Source organism: Bacillus arachidis (assembly GCF_030285945.1).
GTDB lineage: Bacteria > Bacillota > Bacilli > Bacillales > Bacillaceae_G > Bacillus_A > Bacillus_A arachidis.
In genome coordinates, this window is the sequence record NZ_CP127376.1 from 1,389,258 (window position 1) to 1,414,807 (window position 25,550).

The 25,550-nt window shown below is 35.0% G+C and carries 31 protein-coding genes and 1 pseudogene; 18 read left to right on the forward strand and 14 right to left on the reverse strand.

Going from position 1 to position 25,550, the window contains the following annotated elements; genetic code table 11:
* Positions 1 to 22: 22 nt before the first annotated feature.
* From QRY57_RS08545 to QRY57_RS08580, 8 genes are all read left to right on the forward strand, one after another.
* Entirely contained in the window at positions 23 to 1,210 is a 1,188-nt protein-coding gene (locus tag QRY57_RS08545; RefSeq protein WP_286017186.1) for a CaiB/BaiF CoA transferase family protein, read from the forward strand.
* Positions 1,211 to 1,223: 13 nt separating this feature from the next.
* On the forward strand, positions 1,224 to 2,441 hold the full coding sequence (locus QRY57_RS08550) for an acyl-CoA dehydrogenase family protein (RefSeq protein ID WP_286017187.1): 1,218 nt from the start codon (positions 1,224 to 1,226) through the stop codon (positions 2,439 to 2,441).
* Between the two features lie 126 nt (positions 2,442 to 2,567).
* On the forward strand, positions 2,568 to 2,945 hold the full coding sequence (locus QRY57_RS08555; RefSeq protein ID WP_026591338.1) for a GntR family transcriptional regulator: 378 nt from the start codon (positions 2,568 to 2,570) through the stop codon (positions 2,943 to 2,945).
* Positions 2,945 to 3,643, forward strand: a complete 699-nt coding sequence (locus QRY57_RS08560) for an ABC transporter ATP-binding protein (RefSeq protein WP_286017826.1) — start codon at positions 2,945 to 2,947, stop codon at positions 3,641 to 3,643. The genes QRY57_RS08555 and QRY57_RS08560 overlap by 1 nt, the downstream gene beginning before the upstream one ends.
* A complete protein-coding gene (locus tag QRY57_RS08565; RefSeq protein ID WP_286017188.1) occupies positions 3,640 to 4,431 on the forward strand; it encodes an ABC transporter permease in 792 nt (263 codons plus the stop codon). Before QRY57_RS08560 ends, QRY57_RS08565 begins: the two co-directional genes overlap by 4 nt.
* Before the next feature lie 14 nt (positions 4,432 to 4,445).
* On the forward strand, positions 4,446 to 5,348 hold the full coding sequence (locus tag QRY57_RS08570; protein ID WP_208016754.1) for an ABC transporter ATP-binding protein: 903 nt from the start codon (positions 4,446 to 4,448) through the stop codon (positions 5,346 to 5,348).
* Positions 5,348 to 6,124: an ABC transporter permease gene (locus QRY57_RS08575; RefSeq protein ID WP_090690926.1), complete on the forward strand. Its 777-nt coding sequence runs from the start codon at positions 5,348 to 5,350 to the stop codon at positions 6,122 to 6,124. Before QRY57_RS08570 ends, QRY57_RS08575 begins: the two co-directional genes overlap by 1 nt.
* 293 nt (positions 6,125 to 6,417) lie before the next feature.
* Positions 6,418 to 7,428, forward strand: a complete 1,011-nt coding sequence (locus QRY57_RS08580) for a CPBP family intramembrane glutamic endopeptidase (RefSeq protein WP_090691217.1) — start codon at positions 6,418 to 6,420, stop codon at positions 7,426 to 7,428.
* Between the two features lie 60 nt (positions 7,429 to 7,488).
* Here QRY57_RS08580 and QRY57_RS08585 read toward each other — a convergent pair whose 3' ends face one another.
* Positions 7,489 to 7,671 (reverse strand): DUF3913 family protein, encoded by a 183-nt coding sequence (locus QRY57_RS08585; RefSeq protein ID WP_026591332.1) that lies wholly within the window; start codon positions 7,669 to 7,671, stop codon positions 7,489 to 7,491.
* A 102-nt stretch (positions 7,672 to 7,773) separates the two neighbouring features.
* Positions 7,774 to 8,226 (reverse strand): Lrp/AsnC family transcriptional regulator, encoded by a 453-nt coding sequence (locus QRY57_RS08590; protein ID WP_286017189.1) that lies wholly within the window; start codon positions 8,224 to 8,226, stop codon positions 7,774 to 7,776.
* 123 nt (positions 8,227 to 8,349) lie between these two features.
* Between QRY57_RS08590 and QRY57_RS08595 the strand changes: the two genes are divergently transcribed.
* The 3 genes from QRY57_RS08595 to QRY57_RS08605 all read left to right on the forward strand — a co-directional run bounded on the left by QRY57_RS08595 (position 8,350) and on the right by QRY57_RS08605 (position 9,843).
* Complete coding sequence (locus QRY57_RS08595; RefSeq protein WP_286017190.1) at positions 8,350 to 8,766, forward strand: carboxymuconolactone decarboxylase family protein; 417 nt, start codon at positions 8,350 to 8,352, stop codon at positions 8,764 to 8,766.
* Positions 8,763 to 9,347: a cysteine hydrolase family protein gene (locus tag QRY57_RS08600; RefSeq protein WP_286017827.1), complete on the forward strand. Its 585-nt coding sequence runs from the start codon at positions 8,763 to 8,765 to the stop codon at positions 9,345 to 9,347. The genes QRY57_RS08595 and QRY57_RS08600 overlap by 4 nt, the downstream gene beginning before the upstream one ends.
* A gap of 97 nt (positions 9,348 to 9,444) precedes the next feature.
* The gene (locus QRY57_RS08605; protein ID WP_286017191.1) at positions 9,445 to 9,843 is read left to right on the forward strand and encodes an SseB family protein; all 399 of its coding nucleotides are present in this window, start codon (positions 9,445 to 9,447) and stop codon (positions 9,841 to 9,843) included.
* A gap of 190 nt (positions 9,844 to 10,033) precedes the next feature.
* Here the strand turns inward: QRY57_RS08605 and QRY57_RS08610 are convergent, their stop codons facing one another.
* Positions 10,034 to 10,945, reverse strand: coding sequence for a S66 peptidase family protein (locus QRY57_RS08610; RefSeq protein WP_286017192.1), 912 nt, complete (start codon positions 10,943 to 10,945; stop codon positions 10,034 to 10,036).
* A gap of 117 nt (positions 10,946 to 11,062) precedes the next feature.
* On the opposite strand from QRY57_RS08610, the gene QRY57_RS08615 reads away from it, so the two are divergent.
* Entirely contained in the window at positions 11,063 to 12,160 is a 1,098-nt protein-coding gene (locus tag QRY57_RS08615) for an NAD(P)H-dependent flavin oxidoreductase (RefSeq protein WP_286017828.1), read from the forward strand.
* A 17-nt stretch (positions 12,161 to 12,177) separates the two neighbouring features.
* On the opposite strand, the gene dltD is transcribed toward QRY57_RS08615, so the two are convergent.
* The 5 genes from dltD to QRY57_RS08640 all read right to left on the reverse strand — a co-directional run bounded on the left by dltD (position 12,178) and on the right by QRY57_RS08640 (position 16,496).
* Positions 12,178 to 13,353 (reverse strand): D-alanyl-lipoteichoic acid biosynthesis protein DltD, encoded by a 1,176-nt coding sequence (dltD, locus tag QRY57_RS08620; RefSeq protein WP_286017193.1) that lies wholly within the window; start codon positions 13,351 to 13,353, stop codon positions 12,178 to 12,180.
* Positions 13,350 to 13,589 carry a D-alanine--poly(phosphoribitol) ligase subunit DltC gene (dltC, locus tag QRY57_RS08625; RefSeq protein ID WP_003196126.1) on the reverse strand — a complete coding sequence of 80 codons (240 nt, stop codon included), beginning with the start codon at positions 13,587 to 13,589 and terminating at the stop codon, positions 13,350 to 13,352. The genes dltD and dltC overlap by 4 nt, the downstream gene beginning before the upstream one ends.
* Positions 13,590 to 13,659: 70 nt before the next feature.
* Positions 13,660 to 14,826, reverse strand: coding sequence for a D-alanyl-lipoteichoic acid biosynthesis protein DltB (gene dltB / locus QRY57_RS08630; protein ID WP_026591324.1), 1,167 nt, complete (start codon positions 14,824 to 14,826; stop codon positions 13,660 to 13,662).
* Complete coding sequence (gene dltA / locus QRY57_RS08635; RefSeq protein WP_286017194.1) at positions 14,823 to 16,337, reverse strand: D-alanine--poly(phosphoribitol) ligase subunit DltA; 1,515 nt, start codon at positions 16,335 to 16,337, stop codon at positions 14,823 to 14,825. The genes dltB and dltA overlap by 4 nt, the downstream gene beginning before the upstream one ends.
* A gap of 12 nt (positions 16,338 to 16,349) precedes the next feature.
* The gene (locus QRY57_RS08640; protein ID WP_003206349.1) at positions 16,350 to 16,496 is read right to left on the reverse strand and encodes a teichoic acid D-Ala incorporation-associated protein DltX; all 147 of its coding nucleotides are present in this window, start codon (positions 16,494 to 16,496) and stop codon (positions 16,350 to 16,352) included.
* A 314-nt stretch (positions 16,497 to 16,810) separates the two neighbouring features.
* Between QRY57_RS08640 and QRY57_RS08645 the strand changes: the two genes are divergently transcribed.
* From QRY57_RS08645 to QRY57_RS08660, 4 genes and pseudogenes are all read left to right on the forward strand, one after another.
* Positions 16,811 to 17,989: an amidohydrolase gene (locus QRY57_RS08645; protein ID WP_432804067.1), complete on the forward strand. Its 1,179-nt coding sequence runs from the start codon at positions 16,811 to 16,813 to the stop codon at positions 17,987 to 17,989.
* Positions 17,990 to 18,369: 380 nt separating this feature from the next.
* Positions 18,370 to 18,816: a flavodoxin gene (locus QRY57_RS08650; protein WP_286017195.1), complete on the forward strand. Its 447-nt coding sequence runs from the start codon at positions 18,370 to 18,372 to the stop codon at positions 18,814 to 18,816.
* Positions 18,817 to 18,839: 23 nt separating this feature from the next.
* A pseudogene (locus QRY57_RS08655) lies at positions 18,840 to 19,611 on the forward strand (hypothetical protein).
* A 101-nt stretch (positions 19,612 to 19,712) separates the two neighbouring features.
* Positions 19,713 to 19,886: a hypothetical protein gene (locus QRY57_RS08660; RefSeq protein WP_026591319.1), complete on the forward strand. Its 174-nt coding sequence runs from the start codon at positions 19,713 to 19,715 to the stop codon at positions 19,884 to 19,886.
* Here the strand turns inward: QRY57_RS08660 and QRY57_RS08665 are convergent.
* A complete protein-coding gene (locus tag QRY57_RS08665) occupies positions 19,883 to 20,779 on the reverse strand; it encodes an aminoglycoside phosphotransferase family protein (RefSeq protein ID WP_286017196.1) in 897 nt (298 codons plus the stop codon). The genes QRY57_RS08660 and QRY57_RS08665 overlap by 4 nt on opposite strands.
* Before the next feature lie 105 nt (positions 20,780 to 20,884).
* Here QRY57_RS08665 and QRY57_RS08670 point away from each other — a divergent pair, with 105 nt between their 5' ends.
* Complete coding sequence (locus tag QRY57_RS08670; RefSeq protein WP_286017197.1) at positions 20,885 to 21,406, forward strand: biotin transporter BioY; 522 nt, start codon at positions 20,885 to 20,887, stop codon at positions 21,404 to 21,406.
* 88 nt (positions 21,407 to 21,494) lie between these two features.
* Here the strand turns inward: QRY57_RS08670 and QRY57_RS08675 are convergent, their stop codons facing one another.
* The 3 genes from QRY57_RS08675 to QRY57_RS08685 form a co-directional block, all read right to left on the reverse strand.
* Positions 21,495 to 21,644, reverse strand: a complete 150-nt coding sequence (locus QRY57_RS08675; protein WP_208016765.1) for a hypothetical protein — start codon at positions 21,642 to 21,644, stop codon at positions 21,495 to 21,497.
* 18 nt (positions 21,645 to 21,662) lie between these two features.
* A complete protein-coding gene (locus QRY57_RS08680; protein WP_026591315.1) occupies positions 21,663 to 21,842 on the reverse strand; it encodes a hypothetical protein in 180 nt (59 codons plus the stop codon).
* Positions 21,843 to 21,916: 74 nt separating this feature from the next.
* The gene (locus tag QRY57_RS08685) at positions 21,917 to 23,275 is read right to left on the reverse strand and encodes an MATE family efflux transporter (RefSeq protein ID WP_286017198.1); all 1,359 of its coding nucleotides are present in this window, start codon (positions 23,273 to 23,275) and stop codon (positions 21,917 to 21,919) included.
* Between the two features lie 193 nt (positions 23,276 to 23,468).
* Between QRY57_RS08685 and bacA the strand changes: the two genes are divergently transcribed.
* Positions 23,469 to 24,263, forward strand: a complete 795-nt coding sequence (gene bacA / locus QRY57_RS08690; RefSeq protein ID WP_026591313.1) for an undecaprenyl-diphosphate phosphatase — start codon at positions 23,469 to 23,471, stop codon at positions 24,261 to 24,263.
* A gap of 27 nt (positions 24,264 to 24,290) precedes the next feature.
* Here bacA and QRY57_RS08695 read toward each other — a convergent pair whose 3' ends face one another.
* Complete coding sequence (locus QRY57_RS08695) at positions 24,291 to 24,845, reverse strand: thioredoxin family protein (RefSeq protein WP_026591312.1); 555 nt, start codon at positions 24,843 to 24,845, stop codon at positions 24,291 to 24,293.
* A gap of 66 nt (positions 24,846 to 24,911) precedes the next feature.
* The gene (locus QRY57_RS08700; protein WP_286017199.1) at positions 24,912 to 25,355 is read right to left on the reverse strand and encodes a YrvL family regulatory protein; all 444 of its coding nucleotides are present in this window, start codon (positions 25,353 to 25,355) and stop codon (positions 24,912 to 24,914) included.
* Positions 25,356 to 25,550 lie beyond the last annotated feature (195 nt).

A 25,550-nucleotide genomic window follows, 5' to 3' on the forward strand; every position in this document is an offset into this window, starting at 1 on the left:
TTTTACTATAGGAGGATAAGGAGTGGAAGGAGCACTACAAGGGATTACAATTATTGATTTATCTCGGGTTCTTGCTGGTCCTTTTTGTACGATGATTCTTGGTGATTTAGGAGCCAAAGTGATAAAAGTTGAAAATGTAGGAAATGGTGATGATACGAGAGGGTGGGGGCCCCCTTTTGTAGGAGGAGAAAGTGCGTATTTTCTTTGTGCAAATCGTAATAAAGAATCTATTACATTAAATTTAAAATCAGAAATGGGAAAGGAAGTTTTGACAAAGCTTATTTCTCATGCGGATATCGTTGTGCAAAATTTTAAGCCTGGAACACTTGAGCGAATGGGACTTGGGTATGAAGTATTAAAAAAGATGAGGGAAGATATTATTCTCGCCTCTATTAGTGGATTTGGTCAAAGTGGTCCTACTTCCCAACTTCCTGGCTATGATTATATGATTCAAGCAATGAGTGGACTTATGAGCATAACCGGAGGTAGAGATGAAGAGCCTGCAAAAGTAGGGGTTGCCATTTCAGATGTACTCACAGGGCTTTTTACGTGTATCGGAATTTTAGCCGCTTTGCAGCACCGAAATAGAACGGGAGAAGGACAAGAAATTGATATTTCATTATTTGATTCACAGTTAGCAGCATTAGTAAATGTAGCGAGCAATTATTTATGTACAGGTGAATTACCAGAGAGACTGGGCAATCAGCATCCGAATATTGTTCCGTATCAAGTATTTGAAGCGGAGGATGGTGATCTTGTTGTTGCGGTCGGAAACGATGAGCAGTTTTATAAGTTCTGTTTGTTGTTAGGTAGACAAGATTTATCCAGCCTAGAACGTTATAAAACAAATGCAAGCCGTCTTCAGCATAAAGATGAGCTCGTCAATATGATTGCAAATGAAATGAAGAAGAAAAAGAAAAAAGAATGGAAACAACTTTTGGATGAAGCGGGGATTCCAAATGGACCAATCCTCAATGTGAAAGAAGCGCTAGAAACAGAGCAGGCAGTGGCGCGAGGTATGACAATTCATATGGACCATCCGACAATCGAAAACCTTAAACTTGTAGGTTCACCACTAAAGCTTTCAAAGTCACCAGTTCAGATGCAGAAACATCCGCCACTCCATGGGGAACATACAGAAAAGATTTTGCAAAGCCTTGGATATTCACAGGAAATCATTATGGAAATGACAAAAAATCAATACATATAAGGAGGCAGTACAAATGAATTTTTCATTAACAGAAGAACAACAAAGTGTTAGAAAAGTAGTGAGATCGTTTGTGGATAATGAAATTATTCCATACATTAAAGAATGGGATGAAAAAGGACATTTTGAACAAAAAATCTTGAAGCGTTTAGCAGAATTACAATTTATGGGCGTTTGTATCCCAGAACAATATGGCGGAGTGGGCATGGACTATAATACACTAGCTATTATTTGTGAAGAATTAGAACGTGGTGATACTGCTTTTCGTACAGCTGTATCTGTACATACGGGGCTAAATAGCATGACACTTCTTCAATGGGGAACAGAAGAGCAGAAACAAAAGTATCTTGTTCCACAAGCGAAAGGTGAAAAGATTGGGGCGTTCGGTTTAACGGAACCAAATGCAGGATCGGATGTCGTTGCTATGCAGACTACAGCAGTAAAACAAGGCGGTTACTACGTATTAAATGGATCTAAAACATGGATTTCGTTATGTGATGTTGCAGATCACTTCTTAATATTTGCAAAAACAAATCCGGAATTGAAGCACCGAGGTATTTCTTGTTTTATTGTAGAACGAACATTTCCAGGAGTATCAACAAAAGCAATAAAAGGAAAGCTTGGTATTAGAGCTGGAAATACAGGTGAAGTGTTTTTAGATGATGTAAAAGTACCGATAGAGAATCTCCTTGGAGAAGAAGGGGAAGGATTTAAAATTGCTATGTCTTCATTAGATAACGGACGCTTTACAGTAGCTGCAGGTGCATGTGGACTTATTCAAGCAAGTCTGGAAGCAAGTGTAAAGTATTGTGAAGAGCGTCAAACATTCGGAAAAGAAATTGGAAAACATCAGCTTGTACAACAAATGATTGCGAAAATGTCTGCAAATCTTGAAATATCACGTTTATTGGTTTATAAAGCAGGGTGGTTGAAAAACGAAGGGAAACGTAATACGCGTGAAACGTCTTTAGCAAAATGGATCGCTTGTGACGCTGCATTTGAAGCGGCAAATGATGCAGTGCAGGTGCACGGGGCATATGGATATTCAAATGAATTTCCAGTAGAACGATATTTACGAAATGCAAAGGCTCCAGTTATTTACGAAGGAACACGTGAGATTCATACCATTATGCAAGCGGAATACGCACTTGGTTATCGCTCTGATAAGGAACTTCGTAATATGTTACCGAAGTGGCCTTTTGAAGAAAGTGAGGCAGAAATGGTAACGAAATAAAATAGGAAGGCAGTGCAACGAAGGTTGCACTGCCTTTTTTGTTATCTTTTCAACTTACAAGTATTTACATATATTTTGTCTTAGTGTACTATTTAACTAGTACACTAAGACAAAAGGAGGGGGGAAATGAAAATTGAGTTTTCTCCTAACATACCGATTTATATTCAGGTGATGGAATACATAAAAAAAGAAATTGTAACAGGTCATTTATTACCTGGTGAAAAAATTCCTTCTGTACGCGAATTAGCGAGTGAGTTACAAGTCAATCCAAATACAATTCAGCGTACATTTCAAGAACTAGAGAGAGAAGGTATCGTTGTAACACGCAGAGGAATGGGAAGATATGTAACGAGCGAAGGAGAGAAAATTATGGAGCTGCGCAAAGGTATGGCGAAAGAGTTGCTTCATTCTTTTATAAATGGAATGGATAATTTAGGATTTTCAGAAGAGGAAATTCTCTCGATTCTTCGTTCTTCATTGGAAGAGAAAAGGGAGGAGAAATGATGATGAACTTGCTCGAAATTAAGGGATTATGGAAGCGATATGGGTTAAAGGCAGTCATTCGCGATGTAAATCTAGTGATTACAGAAGGGAAAATCATTGGTCTTGTTGGCGATAACGGCAGTGGTAAGACAACATTATTAAAAATGATTGCAGGTTTGCAGCATCCTTCAGAAGGGAATATCAAAATTGCAAGAGAGAATGTAGGCTTAGAAACAAAAAAAATTGTTTCATTTATGCCAGATCGACCAGTATTTGATGAATGGATGACTGTAAAGGATGCTTTATTTTTCTATCGTGACTTTTATCCAGATTTTGATATTCAAAAGGCGGTTGATAAGGTCGCTGAATTTAAAATACCGCTGGAGGAAAAAATTACAGCTTTGTCAAAAGGAATGGTTGAAAAACTGCAGCTTATTTTAACATTTTCAAGAAAAGCGAAACTATATATATTAGATGAACCGCTTGGCGGGATTGATCCTGTTTCACGGGAGCATGTGCTAGAACTTATTTTGCAGTTTTATCGTGAGGATAGTACGATTTTAATTTCTACTCATTTAATTGGTGAAATTGAAAATATTTTTGATGAAGTTATTTTTTTGAAGGATGGAGAGATTGTACTACATGAGAATGTAGAAGAACTTCGTTTTAAAAGAGGGAAAGCGGTGACTGAATTGTTTAAGGATGTGTTTGGAAAATGAGTCAAACCCTTCGATATTTATACAATTGTAATAAAAAGAAGATATGGGCGATTTATTTTGGATTTATTACTATTTCATTAATTCTATTATTTAATATGAAGGGATGTACGGGAGTAAGGTTTTCAAGTAGACAAGATATAACATTAATCATATTTATATTCTTATTTTGTATAACTGCATTTTCTATCTTCTTACTAGCGCTTTCTTCTTTCCGACAAATAGTAAGAGGCTCTATGATTTGGTATGCAGCAATTCCATCAAAGAAATATATATACGCGAATTTGTTATTATTTGTAATCATGTTTAGCTTGTTGTCTTTAATAGGAATTGCTTTTTTACATTTTCTTTCCATAAACATATATGGGAATAAAGCAAATGGAGAGGTACAGCAAGCCATTAGTAGCTTATACAATTATGGCTTATTACACCACCTGTTCTCCCTCTTCTTATGGATTATAGATTTAGTAAGTACATTAGTTTCTCTGTATTTCATAATCATAGTTGTAAAACTATTTAATTTGAAATCTTCATTAAATAAAATGTTATTTATCATTTTATTTGTTGTTTTCGGTGGAATTCAGTTTTTTATAACTAATATGATAGATAAAATAAATATATATGTGTTTTCGATAAAAAATGTTGGGGTAATAGATAAAAATGGCTTTTTTGAAACATCTTTTTATTTGAGTGATACTTCAAATATTTCTTATCTAATTTTTAATTTATTATCAATTTATTTATTGGTGGTAATAACAAGTCATATCATCGATAAAAAACTAGAAGTCTAAAGGGGGAACAATCATTGGGAAACGTAGTAGTAAAATTAGAGAATGTCCATAAAAAAATAGGGAAAAACGAAATTATTCGTGGTCTTTCGTTTGAGGTATGTGAAGGGGAAGTATACGGATTTCTTGGTCCAAATGGGAGTGGGAAAACGACGACAATTCGGATGATGACCGGTCTTATTGCAATGACAGAAGGAGATATTACAATTTGTGGTCATAGCATTCGTACAGAACGTGAGAAGGCGTTAGAGCACATTGGGGCTATTGTCGAAAATCCGGAATTATATGATTATATGACAGGGATGCAAAATGTAAAGCATTTTGCGAATATGGCAATTAAGCCGATTAGTAAAGAACGTATTACTGAAATTGTAAAACTTGTGGAGTTAGAGCATGCCATTCATAAAAAGGTAAAGACATATTCACTTGGAATGAAGCAACGTCTTGGAATTGCGCAAGCACTTCTTCATAATCCGAAAGTTCTTATCCTAGATGAACCAACAAACGGATTAGATCCAGCTGGTATTCGTCAAATTCGTGATTATTTACAACGATTAGCGAAAGAGGAAAATATCGCTGTCATCGTATCGAGTCATTTATTAAGCGAGATTGAACTGATGTGTGATCGTGTTGTTATCATTAAGAATGGTCAATTTGTACAAGCATATAACTTACATGAACAAGCGAAGAATGATGAAACGGTTGCTGTAACTTTTGAGGTGAATCAGATTCAGCGTGCAAATGAAGTGATTAAAGGTAAAGTGCAAGAAAATGTTGTTGTTGTCTCCGTAATGAAAGAAGAAATTCCGCAGATTGTGAAACAACTTGTGCATTTGGATATTCTCGTATATGGCGTTACAGTGCAAAATAAAACGTTAGAAGATGAGTTCTTAGCGATTACCGGGGGAGTGAAAGCATAATGTTAAAATTAATTCAAAATGAATTATTAAAGTTACATGCGAAAAAAGGGATGTATATATTGATAGGTGTGATTGCTACGTTAGAAATCCTTGGTGCTTTTGTAATGGTGAAATGGGGGGAAGCGAAAGATCTTAAAGGAACCTATCTAGATTATGCGATGACAGATACAGGTATAGTTATTTTATTTGTAACAATCTTTGGTATTACCATTGCATCGCGAACGATTACTGATGAATTCCAAAAAGGGACAATTAAGCAGCTGTTAATTCGCCCAAGAAAAAGGATTATGATTTTATTTTCTAAATATGTTTCGGTTTTATTAACGATGCTTTTTGTTATCGTTACAGGTACCTTAATTACAATGGTTATGGGTGCAATCGTTATGGATGGTGGTAAAACAGAATTAACGCTAGGGGTATTGTTTAAAGCGCTCTCATATAAACTTGTGTCTCCATTCTTCTTTGCAACACTTTCCTTCTTCTTGGCAAATGTTTTTCGAAAATCAGTATTACCATTAATCATTGCACTGTTTCTATTCTTCTTGCAAGGAGCAATTAGCATGATGCTCATGATGTTTGTTAAAGGAGTAGCTAAGTTTGTTGTATTCTCGCATTTAGATTTAAGTATATATGATGGTAATAAACTAATTAGCGGTGGTGCTACACCACCATTTACAGAATTCACTTTTACAACATCATTACTGCTCGTACTTGCTTATTTTGTAGTGTTACTTGTTTCATCAAGCGTACTATTTCAAAAACGTGATGTATTATAAACTTCTAATATATAGGAGCAGGTAAATGGAATCAATGTAATGTTTGTTACGACAACAGGTGCATAATCCTCTTTATTCCTATTATAATAATATATTTTGGGAAAATAGGTATAAAAAAACGACATTTAACATTAAAACAGAAAATCTGATAAAGAAGAAATTCCGAAAAACAGATTTCGTATTATGTAGTTTAATAGATATATTATGTAAGAGTAAACTGAGAAAAATAGGAAGAATTTTGATGATATTCATATTACAATGTAACTATGAATATCATCTTGGGGGTGTTTTATATTCAGTACGCATTTTCACGTATACGACTTCGGAGTTTTTTTGCATGGATGATTTTAGGGATGTTAGTAACGGTGCTGCCGCTGGACATTATGGGAGCTTCAGATAGTGTCATGGATGTTGCGGTGCAAATTTCGGTGTTTTTTGTATTTCCACTATTATGGTTATATTTTAAAACAAGAAAAAACAATATTATATTTACTAGTTTCTTTGATAAATCTTCACGATTAAACTGGAAGTTGATTGTAATTGCCACTGCAATGGGAATGATTTTTTCATTCGGTGTATCTTTTATTCAATTTTACATACTAGCACATATTTTTCCTAATTTCTTGGTTGATATGTTGAACGATAATGGTGTGATTGATATGAGCAGTATTTCCACACAGATATTCGGTTTCATTTCAGCATGTATTTTTGCACCAATCATGGAAGAAGTCATTTTTCGAGGTTTCTTCTTACAGCGTATGACGTTTAAATGGGGAATAAAACGAGCTGTGATTGTGTCCTCTCTTATTTTTGGTTTAGGTCATTTTGATATCGTTGGTGCTTTTGTATTCGGTGTTGTGATGTGCCTTCTTTACATTAAAACGAAAAATATATGGACGAATATTGCTGTTCATGCATTGAATAATTGTATTGCAACCACCATCCAATTAACTAGTGGAGAAGGAACAGACGATGCTATTTCGATTGCTGAATTACAAGGACAAAGTAATTTATGGATTGGACTTATTGTGATTCTTATCAGTTTACTATGGTTAGTACCATTTATTCGAAAAAATTGGCGAACTGTAAAAGAAGTAGGAGTACCGTCTCTTCGTTTCATCAATGAAGATAAGGCCTCTATACCATTACAGAAAAATGAAACATATAGTCAAGTCATTGTAACAGATCGACTCATGGCGGTAGAATTGCCGGATGAAGCCGTGAATCAGTTAGCACTAGAACAGAATGATTATGTAACGGTTACGGTAGAGGATAATCAAATTATTATAAGAAAAGCAAAATAGTAATAAAAGTATGAGAAACGAAAAGGCAGCTCTCCAATATTACTAAGGAGAGCTACTATTTTAATGGATAACAATTTCAACGTGAAAGTTGTTACCGTTTTTTACATATTTAATATCTGTGACTGTACGAACTGTTTTTAAAATTTCCACCTTTTCCCCAATTCGAGGGATGGTGGGAACATTGTCCCAAATGCCAAGTAGATCATCTACTTGAGTTGTTTTTTCGTAAAACCAAATTTTCAATGTAATGCCCCTTTCTCGAATATTATGCATTTTAATACATAATAAATCATTTTTATTCTTTTTGTAAGGGGTTTTTTATGGAATTTTGAATAAAAATTAATTTTATTCTTCTGGAAAAATGTGTTCGATGTCAGGAGTAAGGGATACTTCTGATAATACGATATGAGAAACGGTTGTTGCATATGAAGAAACAGCATTAATAAATTCTTCAAGTTCAACTAATGACGGGACAGAAATTTTAACGATATAACAAAGGCTTCCTGTTACGCGATAGCAAAAGCTTGCGGATGGATACGATTGAATAAATTGTTGCATGCGCGTTGTATCACCATTTTTTAAGGTTATTTCTAAAATACAGTCTAAAACGAGTCCAGCTTTTTTATAATCAATATCAATTGTATACTTTTGAATGACGCCTTCACTCTCTAATTTACGAACACGTTCTGCAGTAGAAGGTGCGGATAAATTTACTCGTTTTGATAATTCCCGCATAGAGAGACGACTATCATTATATAATTCATTTAAAATTTTACGATCAATACGATCTAATTGCATTTGTAAATATACCTCCAATAAACTAATAATTTTTGTAAAGAAAATATATAAATTAAGATTCATATGAAATGTAAAACGGGTCCATTTTATTTTACAATAAAATAGAAAGGAATAGGGGGAGAAATGATGGAGAGAATTTCATTATCAGATGCAGGAGAAACAAAGTTTCAAAAATTATTAGGGCATAGCCCAGCTATATTACAATCTTGGAGTACACTTGAAAGTACTTTATATGAAAAGGGAAGTCTTTCTGAAGAGTTAAAGGAGCAAGTACGGAGAACACTTGCGTTTGGAAATGAATGTATGTATTGTATGGCAAAGGGAAAACCAGATGATGTACAAAAAATAGAGGAGATTAGCACCGCTGTTACTTTTGCATATGTATTTGTACATAATCGTTCAGCGATAGATGATAAGATGTTTGATGTGTTAAAACAGTATTGGAGTGAGGTAGAGATTGTAGAACTCTGTGCATATATTTGCTTTATTACAGCTTCACAACAACTTGGATTTTTATTTCAATTACAGCCAGGAGAATAGGAGGAGAAGTAGTGAATCAACCAGCACTAATTATAATTGATGTACAAAAAGCGTTTAATCTCTCGTACTGGGGAGAGCGAAATAACCCTTTAGCAGAAGAAAATATGAAGCGTTTATTAGAAGAGTGGAGAAGAAGGAGGCTACCAATATTTCATATTCAGCATGTGAATAAAGAAAATGTAGAGTCGATGTTTTATCTAAGTGCAGAAACCGTTCACTTTAAAGAAGAAGTCCAGCCATTACCAGGTGAAATTGTTATTCAAAAGAGTGTGAACAGTGCATTCATTGGAACTGATTTAGAAAAGCAATTAAACGAAAAAAACTGCGAGTCGATTGTTATTGTTGGATTAACGACGAATCACTGTGTCGAGACAACAACTCGGATGGCTGGAAACTTAGGATTTTCAACGTACTTAGTAAGTGATGCGACAGCTACATTTAACCGAAAAGGACCAGATGGAGTAAAATATTGTGCTGACGAAATTCATAATATGACACTAGTGAATCTGCATGAAGAGTTTGCTACTATTATTACAACATTGGAGACAGTAGAGAAGATAAGGTTGAGTCAGTTAAATTGATACTATTTTAATAAAATATTTGAATAATTATGTAGAAAAAAATAAGAATATTTTGTATAATCAAAGTACAATTATTTTGAAACAGGGGTGGCAGCATATGGAGCAAATTCCAGTAAAGAAAATAGAAACAGTACTTGTTTTAGCAGAAGAGGATAAACAAAAACAAAAGGAATTTTATGAATTGTTGCTAACAACTCATTTTTATGTTGCTGGATCTATAGAGGCGGATGATTCTGCATCAGAAGGAACACTTCGTTTGCGTTATTTCCAAGGAGAGGGTAGATGGATTGTACCATTCTTTACACAATTAGAATTTGTGAAAGAAGTGTTGCCGGAAGAAACGCCCCTTATTACGATACGTGGAAAAGAATTGTTTGAAAATCTAGATAAAGAAGCAACAGCGGTATTGAATGTTGGTACGGAGATTAGTAAAACATTTATTCCAGAAGAAATTGCGGATATAGCATCTGGAATAATTTTCAATTATTATCAATAAAAGAGTAAGTGTTGACATTACTTTTTTGCAATTAACACAGCATAAAAAAAAGGAAAAGCGGTACATACTTTTCCTTTTTTTGTGTAAATAAAAAATTGCATCGAACACTTCTATTTATCGCAATATTGGTCAGTAACAAGGCTAATAATTAATGAAGGGGAAGAAAAACATTACGGATTAAAAGTTCATTTTATATGCATGTTACACCAGAAGGAATAGAAAATGTATTTTTTTCCGTATTTATTGTAGCAGTCACACCGAGTGGTATTCCGACATTTGGTTGTACATGCCCAATAGGAAGACCGAATAATACAGGAATATTGTATGGTGCGAGATAGTCATACAATATGTTTTGTAATGATAGGGACTGCTTTGAGGTAATACAGTTATGGCAGCTTGTGAATACAATCCCTGCACACTCATTCAATTTTCCTGCTAAATGTAATTGGTTGAACATGCGATCAATACGATACGGCTCTTCTCCAACATCTTCAAGTAATACAATTTTATTTGCTGTATAGATTTCATAGGATGTACCTAGTGTACTTACCAATACGGTTAAATTGCCTCCAGTTAATGGTGCAGAAACAATGCAGGTAGATGTGGCATTGATACATTCTGCTGCTTGTAAAATAGTAGAATACGGATGGAATAGTTGATTGAAAGAGGAGAATGAGAGAGAATCAATTCCTCTGCCTAACTCCTCAATCATCGGTCCATGGAAGGTAACAAGTCCTGTATATTGTGAAAAAGCAATATGCAAAGAAGTAATATCGCTATACCCCCAAAAAATTTTGGGGGTATTTTGAATGAGTTCATATTGAATATAAGGGAGAAGACGACCGCTCCCATATCCACCTCTTGCGCAAAAAACAGCTTTCACTTTAGGGTTTGCAAATGCTTCGTGTATATCATGAAGGCGGATTGCATTATTTCCAGCTAGATAGCCGTATTTCTCGTAAACACTTTGGCCAATTATTACGGATAGACCCATTTTTTCCAATACTTTTTTTCCTGTAAGGACCTGTTCTATTACTGGTGGTCCTGCTGGAGCAATAATCATTACCGTATCGCCTTGTTGTAAGGCAGTTGGTTGAATCATGTAAATCTCCTCCTTCACTTTCAATATATTCGTTTATAGCCAGTTCAATCCTATTAAAAGAAGGAAAAACTTGTTGAAACAAGAAGGTATAAGAGGGGATAGGAAGGGAGAAGAATGATGTTTACAAGCAGAGTAACTGATATATTACAAATAAAATATCCAATTATTCAAGCGGGCATGGCGGGAGCAATTACGACACCAGAACTTGTTGCGGCTGTAAGTAATAGTGGGGGATTAGGAACACTTGGGGCTGGCTATATGAGTCCAGAACAAATTCGTCAATCTATTTATAAAATACGAGAGTTAACAGATAAGCCGTTCGCAGTCAATCTGTTGCTTACGAAGGAAATACAAATTGAAGAAGAAAAAGTACAAACAGCTAGAATTTTATTAGAGTCGATACGAAAAGAATTAGATATTGATGAGTATAATCAACCCTTGCAACTTCCGAAAAGTTATAAAGAACAACTACAAGTGTTAAGGGAAGAAAAAGTTCCAGTTGTCAGCTTTGCATTTCACACGTTAGAACAAGAGGAAATGGCATTATTGAAGAAAGAGAACATAAAGATAATTGGCACAGCTACAAATGTAGCAGAAGCGAAGGTGCTTGCTGAATTAGAGGTAGATGTAATTGTTGGACAAGGTAGCGAAGCTGGGGGACACCGTGGGACATTTATTGGAAATGAGCAAGATTCTATGATTGGTACATTTGCATTAATTCCACAAATGGTAGCCGCAGTACCACATATCCCAATTATAGCGGCAGGTGGTATTATGAATGGACAAGGTGTTGTTGCAGCTTATGTATTAGGTGCAGAAGGCGTTCAAATGGGATCTGCCTTTTTAACAAGCGAAGAGAGTATTACACACGATGTGCATAAAGAAGCAGTATTTCAAAGTACAGATACAAGTACAACTGTAACAAGGGCATTTTCTGGGAAATACGCAAGAGGTATTCGAAATATATTTATAGATCGGCATGAGGGAAAAGAAGGCGGTCTCCCCATGTATCCAGTGCAAAATGTATTAACTTCGAAAATACGTCAAGAAGCAGCAAAACAAAATAAAGGGGAATATATGTCACTTTGGGCTGGACAAGCTTCCTCATTAGCAAGAAAAGACTCAGCAGAGCAAATTGTTAAACAGGTGATTGAAGAAGTAGAAGTAACGGTAAACAAATTGCAAGATGCATACACAAAAAGACCACTTGAATAAATCAAGCGGTCTTTTTGTTAGTTTGCTTTATAAAATTGCTGGATGGCTTGGTCGATGTATACCCAACCTTTCCAGCCTAAGTGCATATGATCTTTTAAGAAGTACTTGTCATACTCATGGTTTGAGAAGTCAGCAATTGGATAGCCAGCTTGCTGAATTTGCTCATGAACTTTCTTATAGTATAATTCGCGTCGTTCTTTCGGGAATCCAGCATAATCATACCAAGGACCTTTTACAGGAACAGAAATGAAGAGTGGTTTTGCACCGGATTGTTTTAATAAATCAAGCGCAATTTGTAAATCTTCATATTCTGGAGAGTTTTCATAAGAATCATGTTTTAAGTAACCTTTGCGTTGTTTCAATTTCTGTTTAATTTTGCTATTGAAATAACCATCCTCGATACCATATTCATTTGATTGAGATTCTAATTTACCAGTTTGATCTGCCTGTTTACGTACTTCTTCCCAGTTCATTTGTTTCAATGAAGGATCAAGCTTTTCTTTATGCGGTTTAATATCGAACATTGCTGTAAATATGTCCTTACGATCTAATATATTGCGGTAAAGATAAGCGAAAGGTTTCGCAGCAATTGCTTTTATTTGATGCTTCGTATCATCATAGACAATACCTTCTAAAGATGTTTTTAATAGCGTTTCTTTCTTTACAATTTCAAAGTTCAATAAACGCTTTGCAATCTTCTTTTTCATTTCAGGCTTTAAATCATTGTTAAAAATGAGGTGGTAGCCTTGTTGTTTTGAAAAGTTAGGTGCAAAGTGTGTTTCATCAATTCCCTGTGGTACAAACCACTGTGGTGAAAGGACAAAAATCATTTTTTTATCTTTTAATTGATCCATTGTAGATGCAAAGTTTAGCACATGGACAAGGTCCTGTGTTCCGCCACGACCAAGAAGGAATGGCGTGAATCCTGCGGGTTTTACTTTAAAGTAATTGGATGGGTGAAAAGCATCCATTCTTGCAAATTCCGATGAACCATACATCGGAAGGTATTTCGGATCTTCTAACATTTTTTGCTGTAAAACCATACTTTGTATTTTCTCTGGTTTTAGAGAAGTTGCCGCTTCCTCTACTTTTTTATCACTTACAAGTGGAAGGAGAAAGCGTGTTGGAATAAGTAAGAATACAGCAAAAAGGGCCAATGCTAAGAGCATCGGTCCAAAAGTTGCTTTTTTCATCGGATTTCTTCCAATTTTTTGATAATCATGTTTGGTGTTGCCCACTCATCACGATCAAAATCAGAAATAGATACTTCGATATCTAGACGTTCTTGGAATTCTACTAATAAAGATACTGTACCGAAAGAATCAAGGATACCTTCTTCAAATAATTGTACATCTGGATTTTCTTTTACAATATCATTTTCACAAACTTCTTCTAAAATATCTAATACTTGATCTTTAAATTCTGCCATTTTTAAAATCTCCTTTATATCCGAAATATATTATGTGTAACTTCTTAGCTGTAAGAAAAGAAGTTATTCATTAAAAGTATCTGTTAAGGTGACCAGAGAAGATTAGGAAACCGAAACATACGAAATGGAACGTAATTACAATTGCAAGGACATGCATGAATTTATTATTTGGCCAAAACTTATGCTTTTTGTTTTTTCGTTCAAAAATATCAAACAAAATAAACAGAGCTGCATGATATAGGCCGTAAATAATGTATTGATATACATGTTCACCTAAAATGTGCCATACGCCCATAATGAAAAAGTTTAAGAATGCGCCGATATATGAAATCGTATATCGATTTTTAATTAACTTTTTCTTTGTTGCAAAAAAGACAAAGCGCATATAAATAAAGTCACGGAACCAGAAAGATAGGCTCATGTGCCAACGGTTCCAGAAATCTTTAATGTTGCGACTGATGAACGGTTTATTAAAGTTTTCTGGCGTTTTAATACCCATCATATAACTTACACCGATTACGAATGCACTATAACCAGCAAAATCGAAGAATAGGTATAAACTATAACTATACATATAAATAACATTAGATAAAAACGTATCTTGATTTGCAAATACTGCATCAACAAAATGCTTCTGTAGTAAATAAGCAATTATAAATTTATACAGAAACCCTTGGAAAATACGGTTCATCCCTGTGTATAGTAACTGTTGATATTCTTCAGCACTTGGCGGTTTTTGAATATCCTTTTGGAATCTTCGATAACGATCGATAGGTCCAGTTGAGATCGCTGGGAAGAACAGAACGAATTCCCAGAAGTTAAAGAATGTGAATTCTTTAATTAAACCATCACGAACTTCAAACACCATTTGTACGGCCCTAAATGTCACATAAGACATACCAAGGAAAACAATGAACTTTAGTTCAGGTACGAATGGTGCGATTTTTGCTAACACTAGTGGCAAAATCGATAAAATAACAGCCATGCAAAACATGAACGTATTATTATTTTGTTTTCGTAATAGTAAATAGCCTTTAATCAGGATGTATTGCCAAATGATAAATACTGCCAACATCAACGCTTGCTTTGGTTTATCAGAGAAGATAATTGCAAGCATAACTAATGTTAGAACAGCATTATATTTGCGCAACATTTTACCTTTTAATCCAGCTATAATAGTAGGTATTAATAAAATGCCCACTATGGCGAAAAAATAAAATGATCCGTATGCGGTCATGCTGTAACCTCACTCAATAATTTTTTGCGATCTACCTTTCCATTTGGTGTCATTGGAATAGAAGATTGATACATGAATTTTCTTGGAATCATGTAATTTGGTAATCGCTCATTGAGTTCTTTTTTGATTGCAGATGTTAATTTGAATTCTTTTTCAAATGAATGCTCTCCTGGAACAACAACCGCTAATAAGTAATCGTATTTCTCACCTTTTTTAATGGGAATTACGACAGCTCCTTCTACATAAGAGCAACCGCGAAGGTGATGTTCGATTTCTTCTAATTCCATTCGATAACCATGTAATTTAATTTGGAAATCAAGACGACCATTATAGAAAAGAAGACCATTTTCTACATAGCCAGCATCACCTGTTTTGTAGGCACGTTCGCCATCAATAACCGTGAATGCTTTGTCTGTTAATTCAGGGCTTCCTAAATATCCAACACTTACGCTTGGACCAACGATTACGATTTCACCTTTCTCACCATCTGGCGCAATCGTACCATCTTCTTGCATAATAAGAATACGGCAATCAGATTTACAATAGCCAACTGGAAGTGATTGATAGGTATCAACGACTTCTTGTGTAACATGAATACCTGTTACAGCTACAGTTGCTTCTGTTGGACCGTACGTATTCATAATTGTTGCTTTTGGGAAACGTTCAATTAGTTTTCTTGCGACGTCATTTGATAATACTTCACCGCAGAATAAGAATGTTTTCATGTTTGGTAGCATACTTTCAGAGAAAGATGGCTCCATTAAACACATTTCTGCAAAAGATGGTGTGGATGTCCATACTTGTACATCAGATTGTTCTAAAGAAGCAAACAAGTCTTTTGGACGTGCAATCATATCTTTATCAATTGCCCAAAGCGTACCACCTGTTACTAACGATGGATAAACATCCATCACAGATAAATCGAATGAGAAAGGTGCTTGGTTTAAGAAAACTTGCCCTGTTTGTAAGTTGAAATCTTCGACCGCCCATTTTGTAAAACTTACAAGACAATTATACGTAATTTGTACACCTTTTGGATTACCTGTGCTCCCTGATGTGTAAATAATGTAGAAGTTTTCATCATCTTTTACCGCATGAGTAAGGTTTGGTGTTTCTCCTTTATGAGTAAAGAGAATATCTTTTAAGTCGTTTTCAGATATGATGCGAACTGGTAAATCAGTTACTGTTACTTCTACCGGTGATAGAAGTAATTTCGCACCAGAACTTTCAGCAATACGTTGTACACGATCAGCTGGAATAGATAAATCTACTGGAATGTAAGCATGTCCAGCTTTGACACACCCTAAAAAGCTAGTGATCATCTCTGGCTGCATATGGCCATAAACCATAATTGGTGAGCGATCATCAGCATACTCAGAAGAAATCCAATGGGCTAGTGCATCGGAGTCTTCCTTTAATTGTCTGTACGTAATTTTCGCATCTCGCCAAACGAAAGCGGTTTGGTCTGGAGTTTCAACTGCCCACTTTTCGATTTGTTCTAATAACTTCATAACGTTCCCACCCTAAAATTCATTGTAAATAAATGTGCTTGTGTTCGTATCATGGAAACCATACAACCAAAGCAAAGCAAATAAAATTGCAAGGTAATAAAAAGTTTTTGCAAACCATTGTGTGAGTGGTCGAGACCATATCTCTTTTAATCTTTCCATGTCTTTCCCTCTCTTATGAAATAGTAACTGTATGTAGATATCATATCCTACATTGTTGTGAAAAAAACAAAATTCCACATTTTAGGTAAATATAAGACAAAAAGGCTCTTTTTTGATAGTAGCACTAAATACTAAAAAAGAAAATCCCTAACTTAGCAATTATATTACATTCTATATGAATTTGTAATGGATTTGTCTTTTTTTAAATAAGCAGGGAATAAATAAAGCGTTTTTATAAATGAAAATCTTACAAGAAAATTGAATTATCACAGTGAAATAAGAAATGTGAACAATAAAAAAGGAGGTCGTCAGGAATGGAGCGTGTGAATAAAGGATGGCCGACATACGTGTCAGAGGAAAATATTATAAAGTGGCGGAGGCATCTTCACCAATTTCCTGAGCTATCATTCTATGAAGAAAAAACTTCACAATTTATATATGATACATTGTGTTCATTTTCAGCTTTCGAGGTGACAAGACCGACGCCATACAGTGTGATGGCAAAGAAAAAAGGGCATAAGACTGGAAAAGTTGTAGCAATTCGTGCAGATATGGATGCATTGCCAATTCAGGAAGAGACGTATAAAGCATACGCATCACTTACTCCAGGAGTTATGCATGCATGTGGGCATGATGCCCATACTGCTATTTTATTAGGCACAGCAGAAGCAATAGGGAACATGGATGAGGAGTGGGAAGGAGAAATTCGCCTTTTATTTCAGCATGCTGAAGAAGTGTATCCTGGCGGGGGACAGGAAATGGTGAAAGCAGGTGTCATGAACGGGGTAGATTATATTATCGGTTTGCATGTTATGTCTGGATTAGAAACGGGAAAGATTGGGATTGTATATGGACCGATGATGGCTGCCCCCGATGTATTTACAATAGAGGTAAAAGGAAGAGGAGGGCATGCTGCTAGGCCAGAAGAAACGGTAGATCCGATAGCAGTTGGTGCACAAATTATTACGAATTTACAGCATATTGTCTCTAGAAATACAGGTGCTTTTATGCAAAGAGTTGTTTCAATAACACAATTTCATGGGGGAACAGCGGATAATATTGTTCCTGATACAGCATATTTGATGGGCACAGTTCGCTCTTTCGATCAAGCATTGAGAAAAGAAGCAGAGGAGAGGATTGAGCAAATTGCTAAGGGAATTACAGAGGCACATGGTGCAACGTATACGTACGCATATCGTTATGGATATGACCCGGTAATCAATGATGCGTTTATTACAAAAATAGTAGAAGAAAGCGCGATAGAGTTGTTTGGAAAAGAGAGAATTGTAAAACTTGCTCCTTCAATGGGAGGAGAAGATTTCTCTGCATATTTAAAAGAAGCACCAGGCTGCTTTATTAAATTAGGAACTGGAAATGAGAAAACAAACACTTGTTATCCCCACCATCATCCAAAATTTGATGTGGATGAATCAGCTTTAATTAGTGGGGCAGAGCTATTTTTACGGGCGACAATGAATTTACTAAAAACTTAAAAATAAAAAAGGGCAACTGCAATTACTGCAGTTGCTTCTATTTCTTTCCGTTAGAGAGGGCTGAGAAAGAACTATGCTCATTTATAGTATATGAACTGTTACCGGACAAGCTTGTACTTTTTCATTATTTTTTCAAAAAAAACATTGACTTTGATAATCGTTTTCAATTAATCTAAATGCATAGTTGGAATTGATAATTATTATCAATTAATTAACAGGCGGTAGAATGGATGAGAGAAATGAAATAATATTCCGCTTTCGACAATGGGAAATGAAAGATAAAGATATAGTATGGCAACGGCGAATAATCCGTGCTGAATATGTAGATGAGAAAAACAAATAACACAGAAAAAATAGATATAATCAAGGGAGAGAGCCAGTTGGGTAAATGTGTAATGATTTTTGCAAGTATGAGTGGAAATACAGAGGAAATGGCTGATCATATAGCTGGAGCCATTCGGGAAACAGGAAATGAAATCGAAGTCATTGACATTATGACGACGCCAGAGGCTTTTATATTAGAAGAATATGATGGAATCATTTTAGGAGCATACACGTGGGGAGACGGTGAACTTCCTGATGATTTCTTAGATTTTTATGATGAAATGGAAGAAATTCATTTAACTGGTAAAAAAGCAGCGGTATTTGGATCTTGTGACTCTGCTTATCCGAAATACGGAGCAGCTGTTGACATTTTAGAAGAAAAATTACGAGAGCGCGGTGCTGAAGTTGTAATGGAAGGGCTAAAAATAGAATTAACGCCAGAAGATGAGGATGTAGAGAAATGTCTTCAGTTTGGTGCTGAATTCATAAAACACCTTTTTTAATGGCGAGAGGGAGATGAAGATGGGTGCAGGGGAAAATATCAATTAAAACGATGACAGATTATCATTTATATGATTTTATGCGTTGTCCGCATAAGTTTTATTTTCGCCATATAAAAAGAAGAGAACCTTCTTCATTTGAATGGCAACAAATGGTTCAAGCGATTGTAAATCAAATTATTATTGATTACTACACATCACCCGTAGAAAAACAAACAACAATGCTTCTGTTAGAACGATTAGAGAGACATTGGGGGAATGTGCGTATTGATATGTTTTCTTCTAAAGCGGAATATTATATTGTTCTCGCAAAGTTAACGGACCATTTACTACAGTTTGTGAAGAATGACGCAAGTAAAATACCACCTTTATTTTTATATGAGAAGTTACAAACCTATATGGAAGAGCTAGGGGTGCATATTTCATTAACGTTTGAAGTGGGGGAATGGTCTACAAAATCGTTTGTAATTAAAAAGTATGTTGTTGATGCAAATGAAGAGATGCTAGCTCTTTTTCAAAAGCTTACAGCAGTGTTTAGTTACAAAGCCTTTGGAATTCTTGCTGAAAGAATTGAAATTGTTAATTTAATAGAAGGAACTAGGTATGAATATGTTCCAAAAGAGAGATATTGTGGACGGAATGAAGGATTTATATCGAATGAAAGAGATATTACAGCAACCGGAGCTGTACACAGAACGTACAGTTCGTTCTGAATGTATTGGATGTGCTCTTCGTAATGAATGTAAAGTAGACGAGGTACAACATCTACCAGTTCGAAAAAATTCTATATTTCATTAAAAAAGGGTGCAAAATTGCATCCCTTTTTTGTTATTGACATGAAAAGCTTTTCATCATTTACGGTATAGATGTAGGGGAACTTGTGAAGGGAGAAATGATCAATGAAAAATGAAGCGAGAGTATTTCAGTGGTTACAAGAACAACAGGCTCCTTTTTGGATCCAATTGCAGATTTTGCAGGCGTTTCAAATGTATAAATTAATTATAGAAATGGATAAAAAATTAATAATCTATGAGGAAAAGGCGAATAGGGAAAGAAATGAATTCATTCCCTAAAGTATAGTTTGTAAATGTCTTCGATTTTTCTGTACCTCTTGTTCATTATTTGTTTCAAAGCTGTAAACAAGTTTATGGAGTAATGGGCTATATTGATAAAATTGCATGACACGCCTAAAGAAAGTTGAATCATGGTGGGGAGTGAGAGCACAGTATTGTTTATAGATGTCATTTGTAAATTTACTACCAAAATCACTATATAATCCAGCAAAGTCAAAGGCAGGATCTCCAATTTGAGCATCACCAAAATCGATAATACCAGCAATGCTTCTTTTCTCCTCATCAAATAAAATGTGATGATGTGTAAAGTCAGCATGGATCATTGCTTTTTGGAAAACAGATGCATGCATAAGTTCAAAAAAATCCTCAAATAAACAATCAAAAGCTTTTCTTTCTAACGATGTAAGTGTGTGTGCAAGATAATCGTGTAATTTCGTTTGAATCTCTCGCCAATATGAGATAGGCTTCTCGATATCAAACTCCCATTTTATAGCATGTTCTATTGGGATAGTATGTAAAGAAGCAAGAAAGGTAGCAAGTTGTGTGATTACTGTTTCACGTTCTTTTACAGTTAATCTTTCTATTGTTTTTACTGTTAGTGGTTCTCCGTGAATGAGTTTATAGTAACTACAAAATGGAATTAAATCTGATTTGTTTTTATATAAAACATGGTAGTTAGGAACTTCTACCTCTTGTAATGATTGAGAAAGTCTCTTGCACAGCTCTTTTTCGCGAGGTATTCGCCATGCATACTGGGGATTACGTGGAAAACGAAAGAGCCATTCCTTGTTAATAATAATGGCTACATTATCCCAGCCATTATCATTTTGTTCATAAGAGTGTATGGTGATACTTGGTAGCGCTTGTTCTATATGTGTCCTGTAAGAGTACATATAACTTTCCTCATTTCTCTCCTTGATTCGTTCGTTTTATTTTATAATAACAGAATTTTCTTTCTTTGTGATAAGATAATATAAATGATGGAATAGAGAGGGTATATGATGCGAAAGAAAAACAAAAAGATGGCAATGTGGATATTGTTCGTTTGTGTTTTGTTTTTAGGAATGTATAAAATTCAAGCTTTTGCGAAATTTAAGCAGAAAAGTGAGTATCAGATATCTGAGGAATTAAAGAGAAAAGAAGTAAAACAGCTAACTTTTGATGAAAAGAAAAAGATCGGTGAGTATTTTATTACAGCACAATTATCTGTTTTTGCGATTCAGGATAAAGAGGAGATAAAAAAGATAGGGATGGAAATATTTTCGGAAGATCATATAGAGAGCGGTTATGGACAATTAATGAGAAATTATTATCCAAATCGTTTTCATACTTTAGAGTATAAATTTTCTAATGAAGAAATATGTGAAGAATCTGATGAAAGTTTTACTTACCGTGCCATAGCTTATGTTTCAGGTATTGAGAATGGTAAGAGAGATGAAATGAGTTTAAACTATGAAATGAAGATTGTAAAAGAAAAGCATACATTCAAGATCGCAGAGCAGCGGCAATATGTAGAATGAAACATCCTCAGAAACTGAGGATGTTTTCGGTTTTTACAGTATTCTAAAAGAAGTCTCTTTCCTTAAACACTTGCAAGAAAGGGGACATTCATAGGTTCTCGTTTTGTTGTCCAATTTCTTTTTTGGCGATTTCTAGATTGCCTTGTTCGACTTGCTTATGCACATTTACAGAATCACCAGCATAACCTTTTTGTGTTTTTACAACTCTTTTAGAGAAAGTTGAGGATTGCTTTGTCATAATATAGTTCTCCCTTCATTAAAAGTAGACAAAAATAATAAGTACAAGTAATATTGCTCCGAAAATACCAATTCCAATTAAAAACGAAGTGGAAGTGTTTTTATATTGAGGTGGCTCATGAATATCTTGCCTATATCCAGGTGAGATTTCAGGAGCAAATTCTTCATCATAGAGCTGCTGTTTTTTCTTTTCATCCATAGATTTACACCTTTCTTTTTCATTATGTTACACGTTTAAAGAGGAACTATGCATGATGAAAAAAGTCGCTACGATTAGCGACTTTTTTGTGATGTATATTTATGTTGTACTTGAAAGAGACGAACAAGAAGAAAGGTAGCGCCAAATGCTAGCCCTATAATAAGACCAATCCAATAACCTTTAGCTGCCCAAGAGGTATAGGTTGCTAATATATAACCGAGTGGCAGACCGATGATCCAGTAGGCAATTAGTGTCATTATTAAAGCAACATTTACATCTTTATAACCACGGAGAGCACCTTGCACGGGAGTAGCGATTGCATCGGAAATTTGAAATAAAATCGCAAAAATAAGGAACTCTTTTGCTAAATCATGAACAGCAATATCTGTTGTATAAATAGATGCAATTTGATCGTCAAAGAAAAAGAGTAGAATAGAATATAATAAGGCAAAAGTGAGCGCCAAACTAATTCCGATAAAACTGTATTGCTTTGCATTTTCAGAGCGGTTTGCTCCAACTTCAAAGCCAACTGTAATTGTCAGGGCCATCGCTAAACTTAAAGGTGTCATATATAGAAGCGAAGCAAAGTTCATCGCCGCTTGATGTGCAGCAATTGTTGTTGTACTAAAATTACTCATCATAAGTGTAACGGCGGCGAAAATGCTCGTTTCAAAAAAGATGGCAAACCCGATAGGTACTCCAAGCTTTAATAATTCTTTCCAACTTGAAAGAGAAAGGAGGTATAAGCGCCTAAAGATACCGAAAGATGCAAATGGTTCTTTCGTACTGATAATAATAATGGTAATAAATAAAATGCACCAATATGTTGCGGTAGAAGCAATTGCTGCACCAACGCCTCCTAGTTTCGGAAAGCCAAAATTCCCAAAAATAAATACATAATTTAAAATGACGTTAATCGGTAAGGAAAGTAATGTAATCATCATCGTTGTACGTGTTTTCCCTAATGCATCAATAAATCCACGCAATACAGTATAGACAAATAAAGGAATGATACCAATTGCAATAATACTTAAAAATTGAGAAGCGATGTGTTCAACCGGCGGTTCTAAATGCATGCCTTTTAAAATGGGTGAAACGGCAAAGAAGCCGATGAGAATAACGAGTAAACTTACTCCAATTGCTAAATATACGGCTTGTATTACGATATGAGGAACAGCTTTTTTTTGTTTTGAGCCAACAAGCTGAGCAATAATAGGAGTAGTAGCCATTAAGATTCCTGTTAGTCCAGTACTAATCGGAATCCATACGCTTGTTCCAATTGCAACCCCGGCTAAATCAGTAGCGCTTGCGTGTCCGGACATTGTAGTATCAAAAAAGCTCATTGCAAATAAAGACATTTGCGTTATAAAAATCGGGAAAAATAGTAATACAAATTGTTTTATTTTTTGTAAGAATGAATGTGTTTCTTTCATAAAAGCTCCTTTCTACGCGAGACCAAACTCTTTCTATCATACAATTTAATAAGAAAATAGAAAAGAAATACACATATGTGAACGTATTGTTATATTTTGAACGGTTGAAAAAAAAGATGCACTTTGAAAATGGATGAGGTATTATGATAAGGTGTGAAAAAAGTATATATAAGGTATTAAGGAGGCACTATCCGTGGCTGATTGGTTAATTGGTTTAATCATGGGAGCTGTTGAAGGGTTAACGGAGTTTTTACCCGTTTCATCAACAGGACACATGATTTTAACAGGACATTTAATAGGGTTTGATGATGATAGAGCAAAAGTATTTGAAGTTGTCATCCAATTGGGATCGATTTTAGCAGTTGTTGTTGTATTTTGGAAACGTTTATGGTCATTAGTTGGAATTGGAAAGGTAACACAAGGGCCATCTTTAAATTTATTACATATCATTATCGGTATGATTCCAGCAGGTGTACTAGGTGTTTTATTCCATAGTAAAATTAAAGAAGTTTTATTTGGACCAGGACCCGTTGTTGTCAGTTTAATCGTTGGTGGTATTTTAATGATTGTGGCTGAGAAGTTTTCACGACCAAGTACAGCAAAGACATTGGACGAGATTACGTATAAACAAGCATTCACAATTGGCATGTTCCAATGTTTAGCGTTATGGCCAGGATTTTCACGTTCTGGATCTACAATAAGTGGTGGATTATTAGCTCGTGTATCTCATACAGCAGCAGCTGAATATACATTTATTTTAGCGGTACCGATGATGGTTGCAGCATCAGGATTAGATTTAATTAAAAGCTGGGACGTATTAAGTTCAGCAGATATCACATTATTTGCAACTGGTTTTATTACAGCTTTCCTTGTAGCAATGCTTGCGATTGTTTCATTCTTAAAATTATTAGCTCGTGTAAAGTTAACACCATTTGCTTATTATCGTTTTGTGTTAGCTGCGGTGTTCTATTATTTCTTTATTATGTAATAAAAAAAACTGCCATTGGCAGTTTTTTTATTTTACAATTTTTTCGATCATACTATCCATCACATGTGCCCAAAGTGATGTGTCATCAGCTAATGTAGCGCGGAAATTCGCATACATTTCTTTCTGTTTTTCTTCAAATTGTGGATCGTCTTTTTCAGGTAATGTAGCACGCATAGAAGTAACTAATTCTTGTACTTTTGGAGCGCGTGGTCCCCAAACAGCTTGTTCCTTTCCATCCTTATCAATAAAAATAAAGATTGGAATGGCACGTGCTGTTCCATTCGTTAAATATTGATCCATTAGTTCTAAATTTTCATCACGGATGAGTAATTTCATTTCAATATTGGAAACCTCACAAATACGTTTCATAACAGGTACGCAAAGAAGGGCGTCTCCGCACCAATCAGCGGTTAGTACAATAACGCGCCAGCCGTCATTTTGGCGTTCTTCTAAAACAGGAAGTAATTCGTTTGGAATTAAAAAGTTATTATAAATATGTAGTAATTCATATTGATTCACAGTCATGTTATTTACGTATGTATTAAAGGATATACCTTTATTGGCCCATTGTTGTAATGTCATATGTAACACCCCTTCAATATATTTTGCTTTTATTGTATCAATTTTTATAGAGAAAAGCTTGTAATCTTACTCTTTCTTTTTGTTATCAGTAGGCCATAATTTATCTAACATAAAAAAGACAAGGACAATGAGCAGTTCAGCTCTATTTGAAATTGTAATGCTTTCCATCCAATCATCTGCAGTGTGAATAACGAGCCAATCAAGTGAGATTTCGATGATAGAAAGCAGAAAAAAGGTGAGCCATTTTGGCATTTGTTTCAGTATTGGTTGTAAAAGTGCTTTAAAAAATAACATAAAAAAATGACTAACGCCATCCAAAAATAGGAGTAAAATAAAAAAGAAAAATAGTGCAGTTCGTGATGTATATTCAACACCGATGAGGCGAAAAACTCCAACATGTATAAAGAAGATAAGGGAAAAAACAATCATTATAAGAAGGGTAATACTACTAATAGCAATCGTTTTATCTTTGCTATTTAAATCTGAAAACTTCTCTTTATCTAGATTCATACTACACCTCCAAATAATTCGGGTTGCGGGATGGAAAATATTTCATAATCCATTATAGCATGAATATTTAATAAGAAACCAAAACAAAAAGGGGTGCGATTTATCGCATCCCTTTTTGTGGCTGATGTGAGCTTCAGCATGTTAGAAAAGCAACCTGTATCATTTATTTCCAAATGGATATTAAACGATACGTAC

Excerpts from the sequence above, each read along its gene's own strand:
- QRY57_RS08550 (WP_286017187.1), top strand. The coding sequence starts at position 1,224 with ATGAATTTTTCATTAACAGAAGAACAACAAAGTGTTAGAAAAGTAGTG.
- QRY57_RS08555 (WP_026591338.1), top strand. The coding sequence starts at position 2,568 with ATGAAAATTGAGTTTTCTCCTAACATACCGATTTATATTCAGGTGATG.
- QRY57_RS08560 (WP_286017826.1), top strand. The coding sequence starts at position 2,945 with ATGATGAACTTGCTCGAAATTAAGGGATTATGGAAGCGATATGGGTTA.
- QRY57_RS08565 (WP_286017188.1), top strand. The coding sequence starts at position 3,640 with ATGAGTCAAACCCTTCGATATTTATACAATTGTAATAAAAAGAAGATA.
- QRY57_RS08575 (WP_090690926.1), top strand. The coding sequence starts at position 5,348 with ATGTTAAAATTAATTCAAAATGAATTATTAAAGTTACATGCGAAAAAA.
- QRY57_RS08590 (WP_286017189.1), bottom strand. The coding sequence starts at position 8,226 with ATGCAATTAGATCGTATTGATCGTAAAATTTTAAATGAATTATATAAT.
- QRY57_RS08595 (WP_286017190.1), top strand. The coding sequence starts at position 8,350 with ATGATGGAGAGAATTTCATTATCAGATGCAGGAGAAACAAAGTTTCAA.
- QRY57_RS08605 (WP_286017191.1), top strand. The coding sequence starts at position 9,445 with ATGGAGCAAATTCCAGTAAAGAAAATAGAAACAGTACTTGTTTTAGCA.
- QRY57_RS08610 (WP_286017192.1), bottom strand. The coding sequence starts at position 10,945 with ATGATTCAACCAACTGCCTTACAACAAGGCGATACGGTAATGATTATT.
- QRY57_RS08615 (WP_286017828.1), top strand. The coding sequence starts at position 11,063 with ATGTTTACAAGCAGAGTAACTGATATATTACAAATAAAATATCCAATT.
- dltD (WP_286017193.1), bottom strand. The coding sequence starts at position 13,353 with ATGAAAAAAGCAACTTTTGGACCGATGCTCTTAGCATTGGCCCTTTTT.
- dltC (WP_003196126.1), bottom strand. The coding sequence starts at position 13,589 with ATGGCAGAATTTAAAGATCAAGTATTAGATATTTTAGAAGAAGTTTGT.
- dltB (WP_026591324.1), bottom strand. The coding sequence starts at position 14,826 with ATGACCGCATACGGATCATTTTATTTTTTCGCCATAGTGGGCATTTTA.
- dltA (WP_286017194.1), bottom strand. The coding sequence starts at position 16,337 with ATGAAGTTATTAGAACAAATCGAAAAGTGGGCAGTTGAAACTCCAGAC.
- QRY57_RS08640 (WP_003206349.1), bottom strand. The coding sequence starts at position 16,496 with ATGGAAAGATTAAAAGAGATATGGTCTCGACCACTCACACAATGGTTT.
- QRY57_RS08645 (WP_432804067.1), top strand. The coding sequence starts at position 16,811 with ATGGAGCGTGTGAATAAAGGATGGCCGACATACGTGTCAGAGGAAAAT.
- QRY57_RS08660 (WP_026591319.1), top strand. The coding sequence starts at position 19,713 with ATGAAAAATGAAGCGAGAGTATTTCAGTGGTTACAAGAACAACAGGCT.
- QRY57_RS08665 (WP_286017196.1), bottom strand. The coding sequence starts at position 20,779 with ATGTACTCTTACAGGACACATATAGAACAAGCGCTACCAAGTATCACC.
- QRY57_RS08670 (WP_286017197.1), top strand. The coding sequence starts at position 20,885 with ATGATGCGAAAGAAAAACAAAAAGATGGCAATGTGGATATTGTTCGTT.
- QRY57_RS08675 (WP_208016765.1), bottom strand. The coding sequence starts at position 21,644 with ATGACAAAGCAATCCTCAACTTTCTCTAAAAGAGTTGTAAAAACACAA.
- QRY57_RS08680 (WP_026591315.1), bottom strand. The coding sequence starts at position 21,842 with ATGGATGAAAAGAAAAAACAGCAGCTCTATGATGAAGAATTTGCTCCT.
- QRY57_RS08685 (WP_286017198.1), bottom strand. The coding sequence starts at position 23,275 with ATGAAAGAAACACATTCATTCTTACAAAAAATAAAACAATTTGTATTA.
- QRY57_RS08695 (WP_026591312.1), bottom strand. The coding sequence starts at position 24,845 with ATGACATTACAACAATGGGCCAATAAAGGTATATCCTTTAATACATAC.
- QRY57_RS08700 (WP_286017199.1), bottom strand. The coding sequence starts at position 25,355 with ATGAATCTAGATAAAGAGAAGTTTTCAGATTTAAATAGCAAAGATAAA.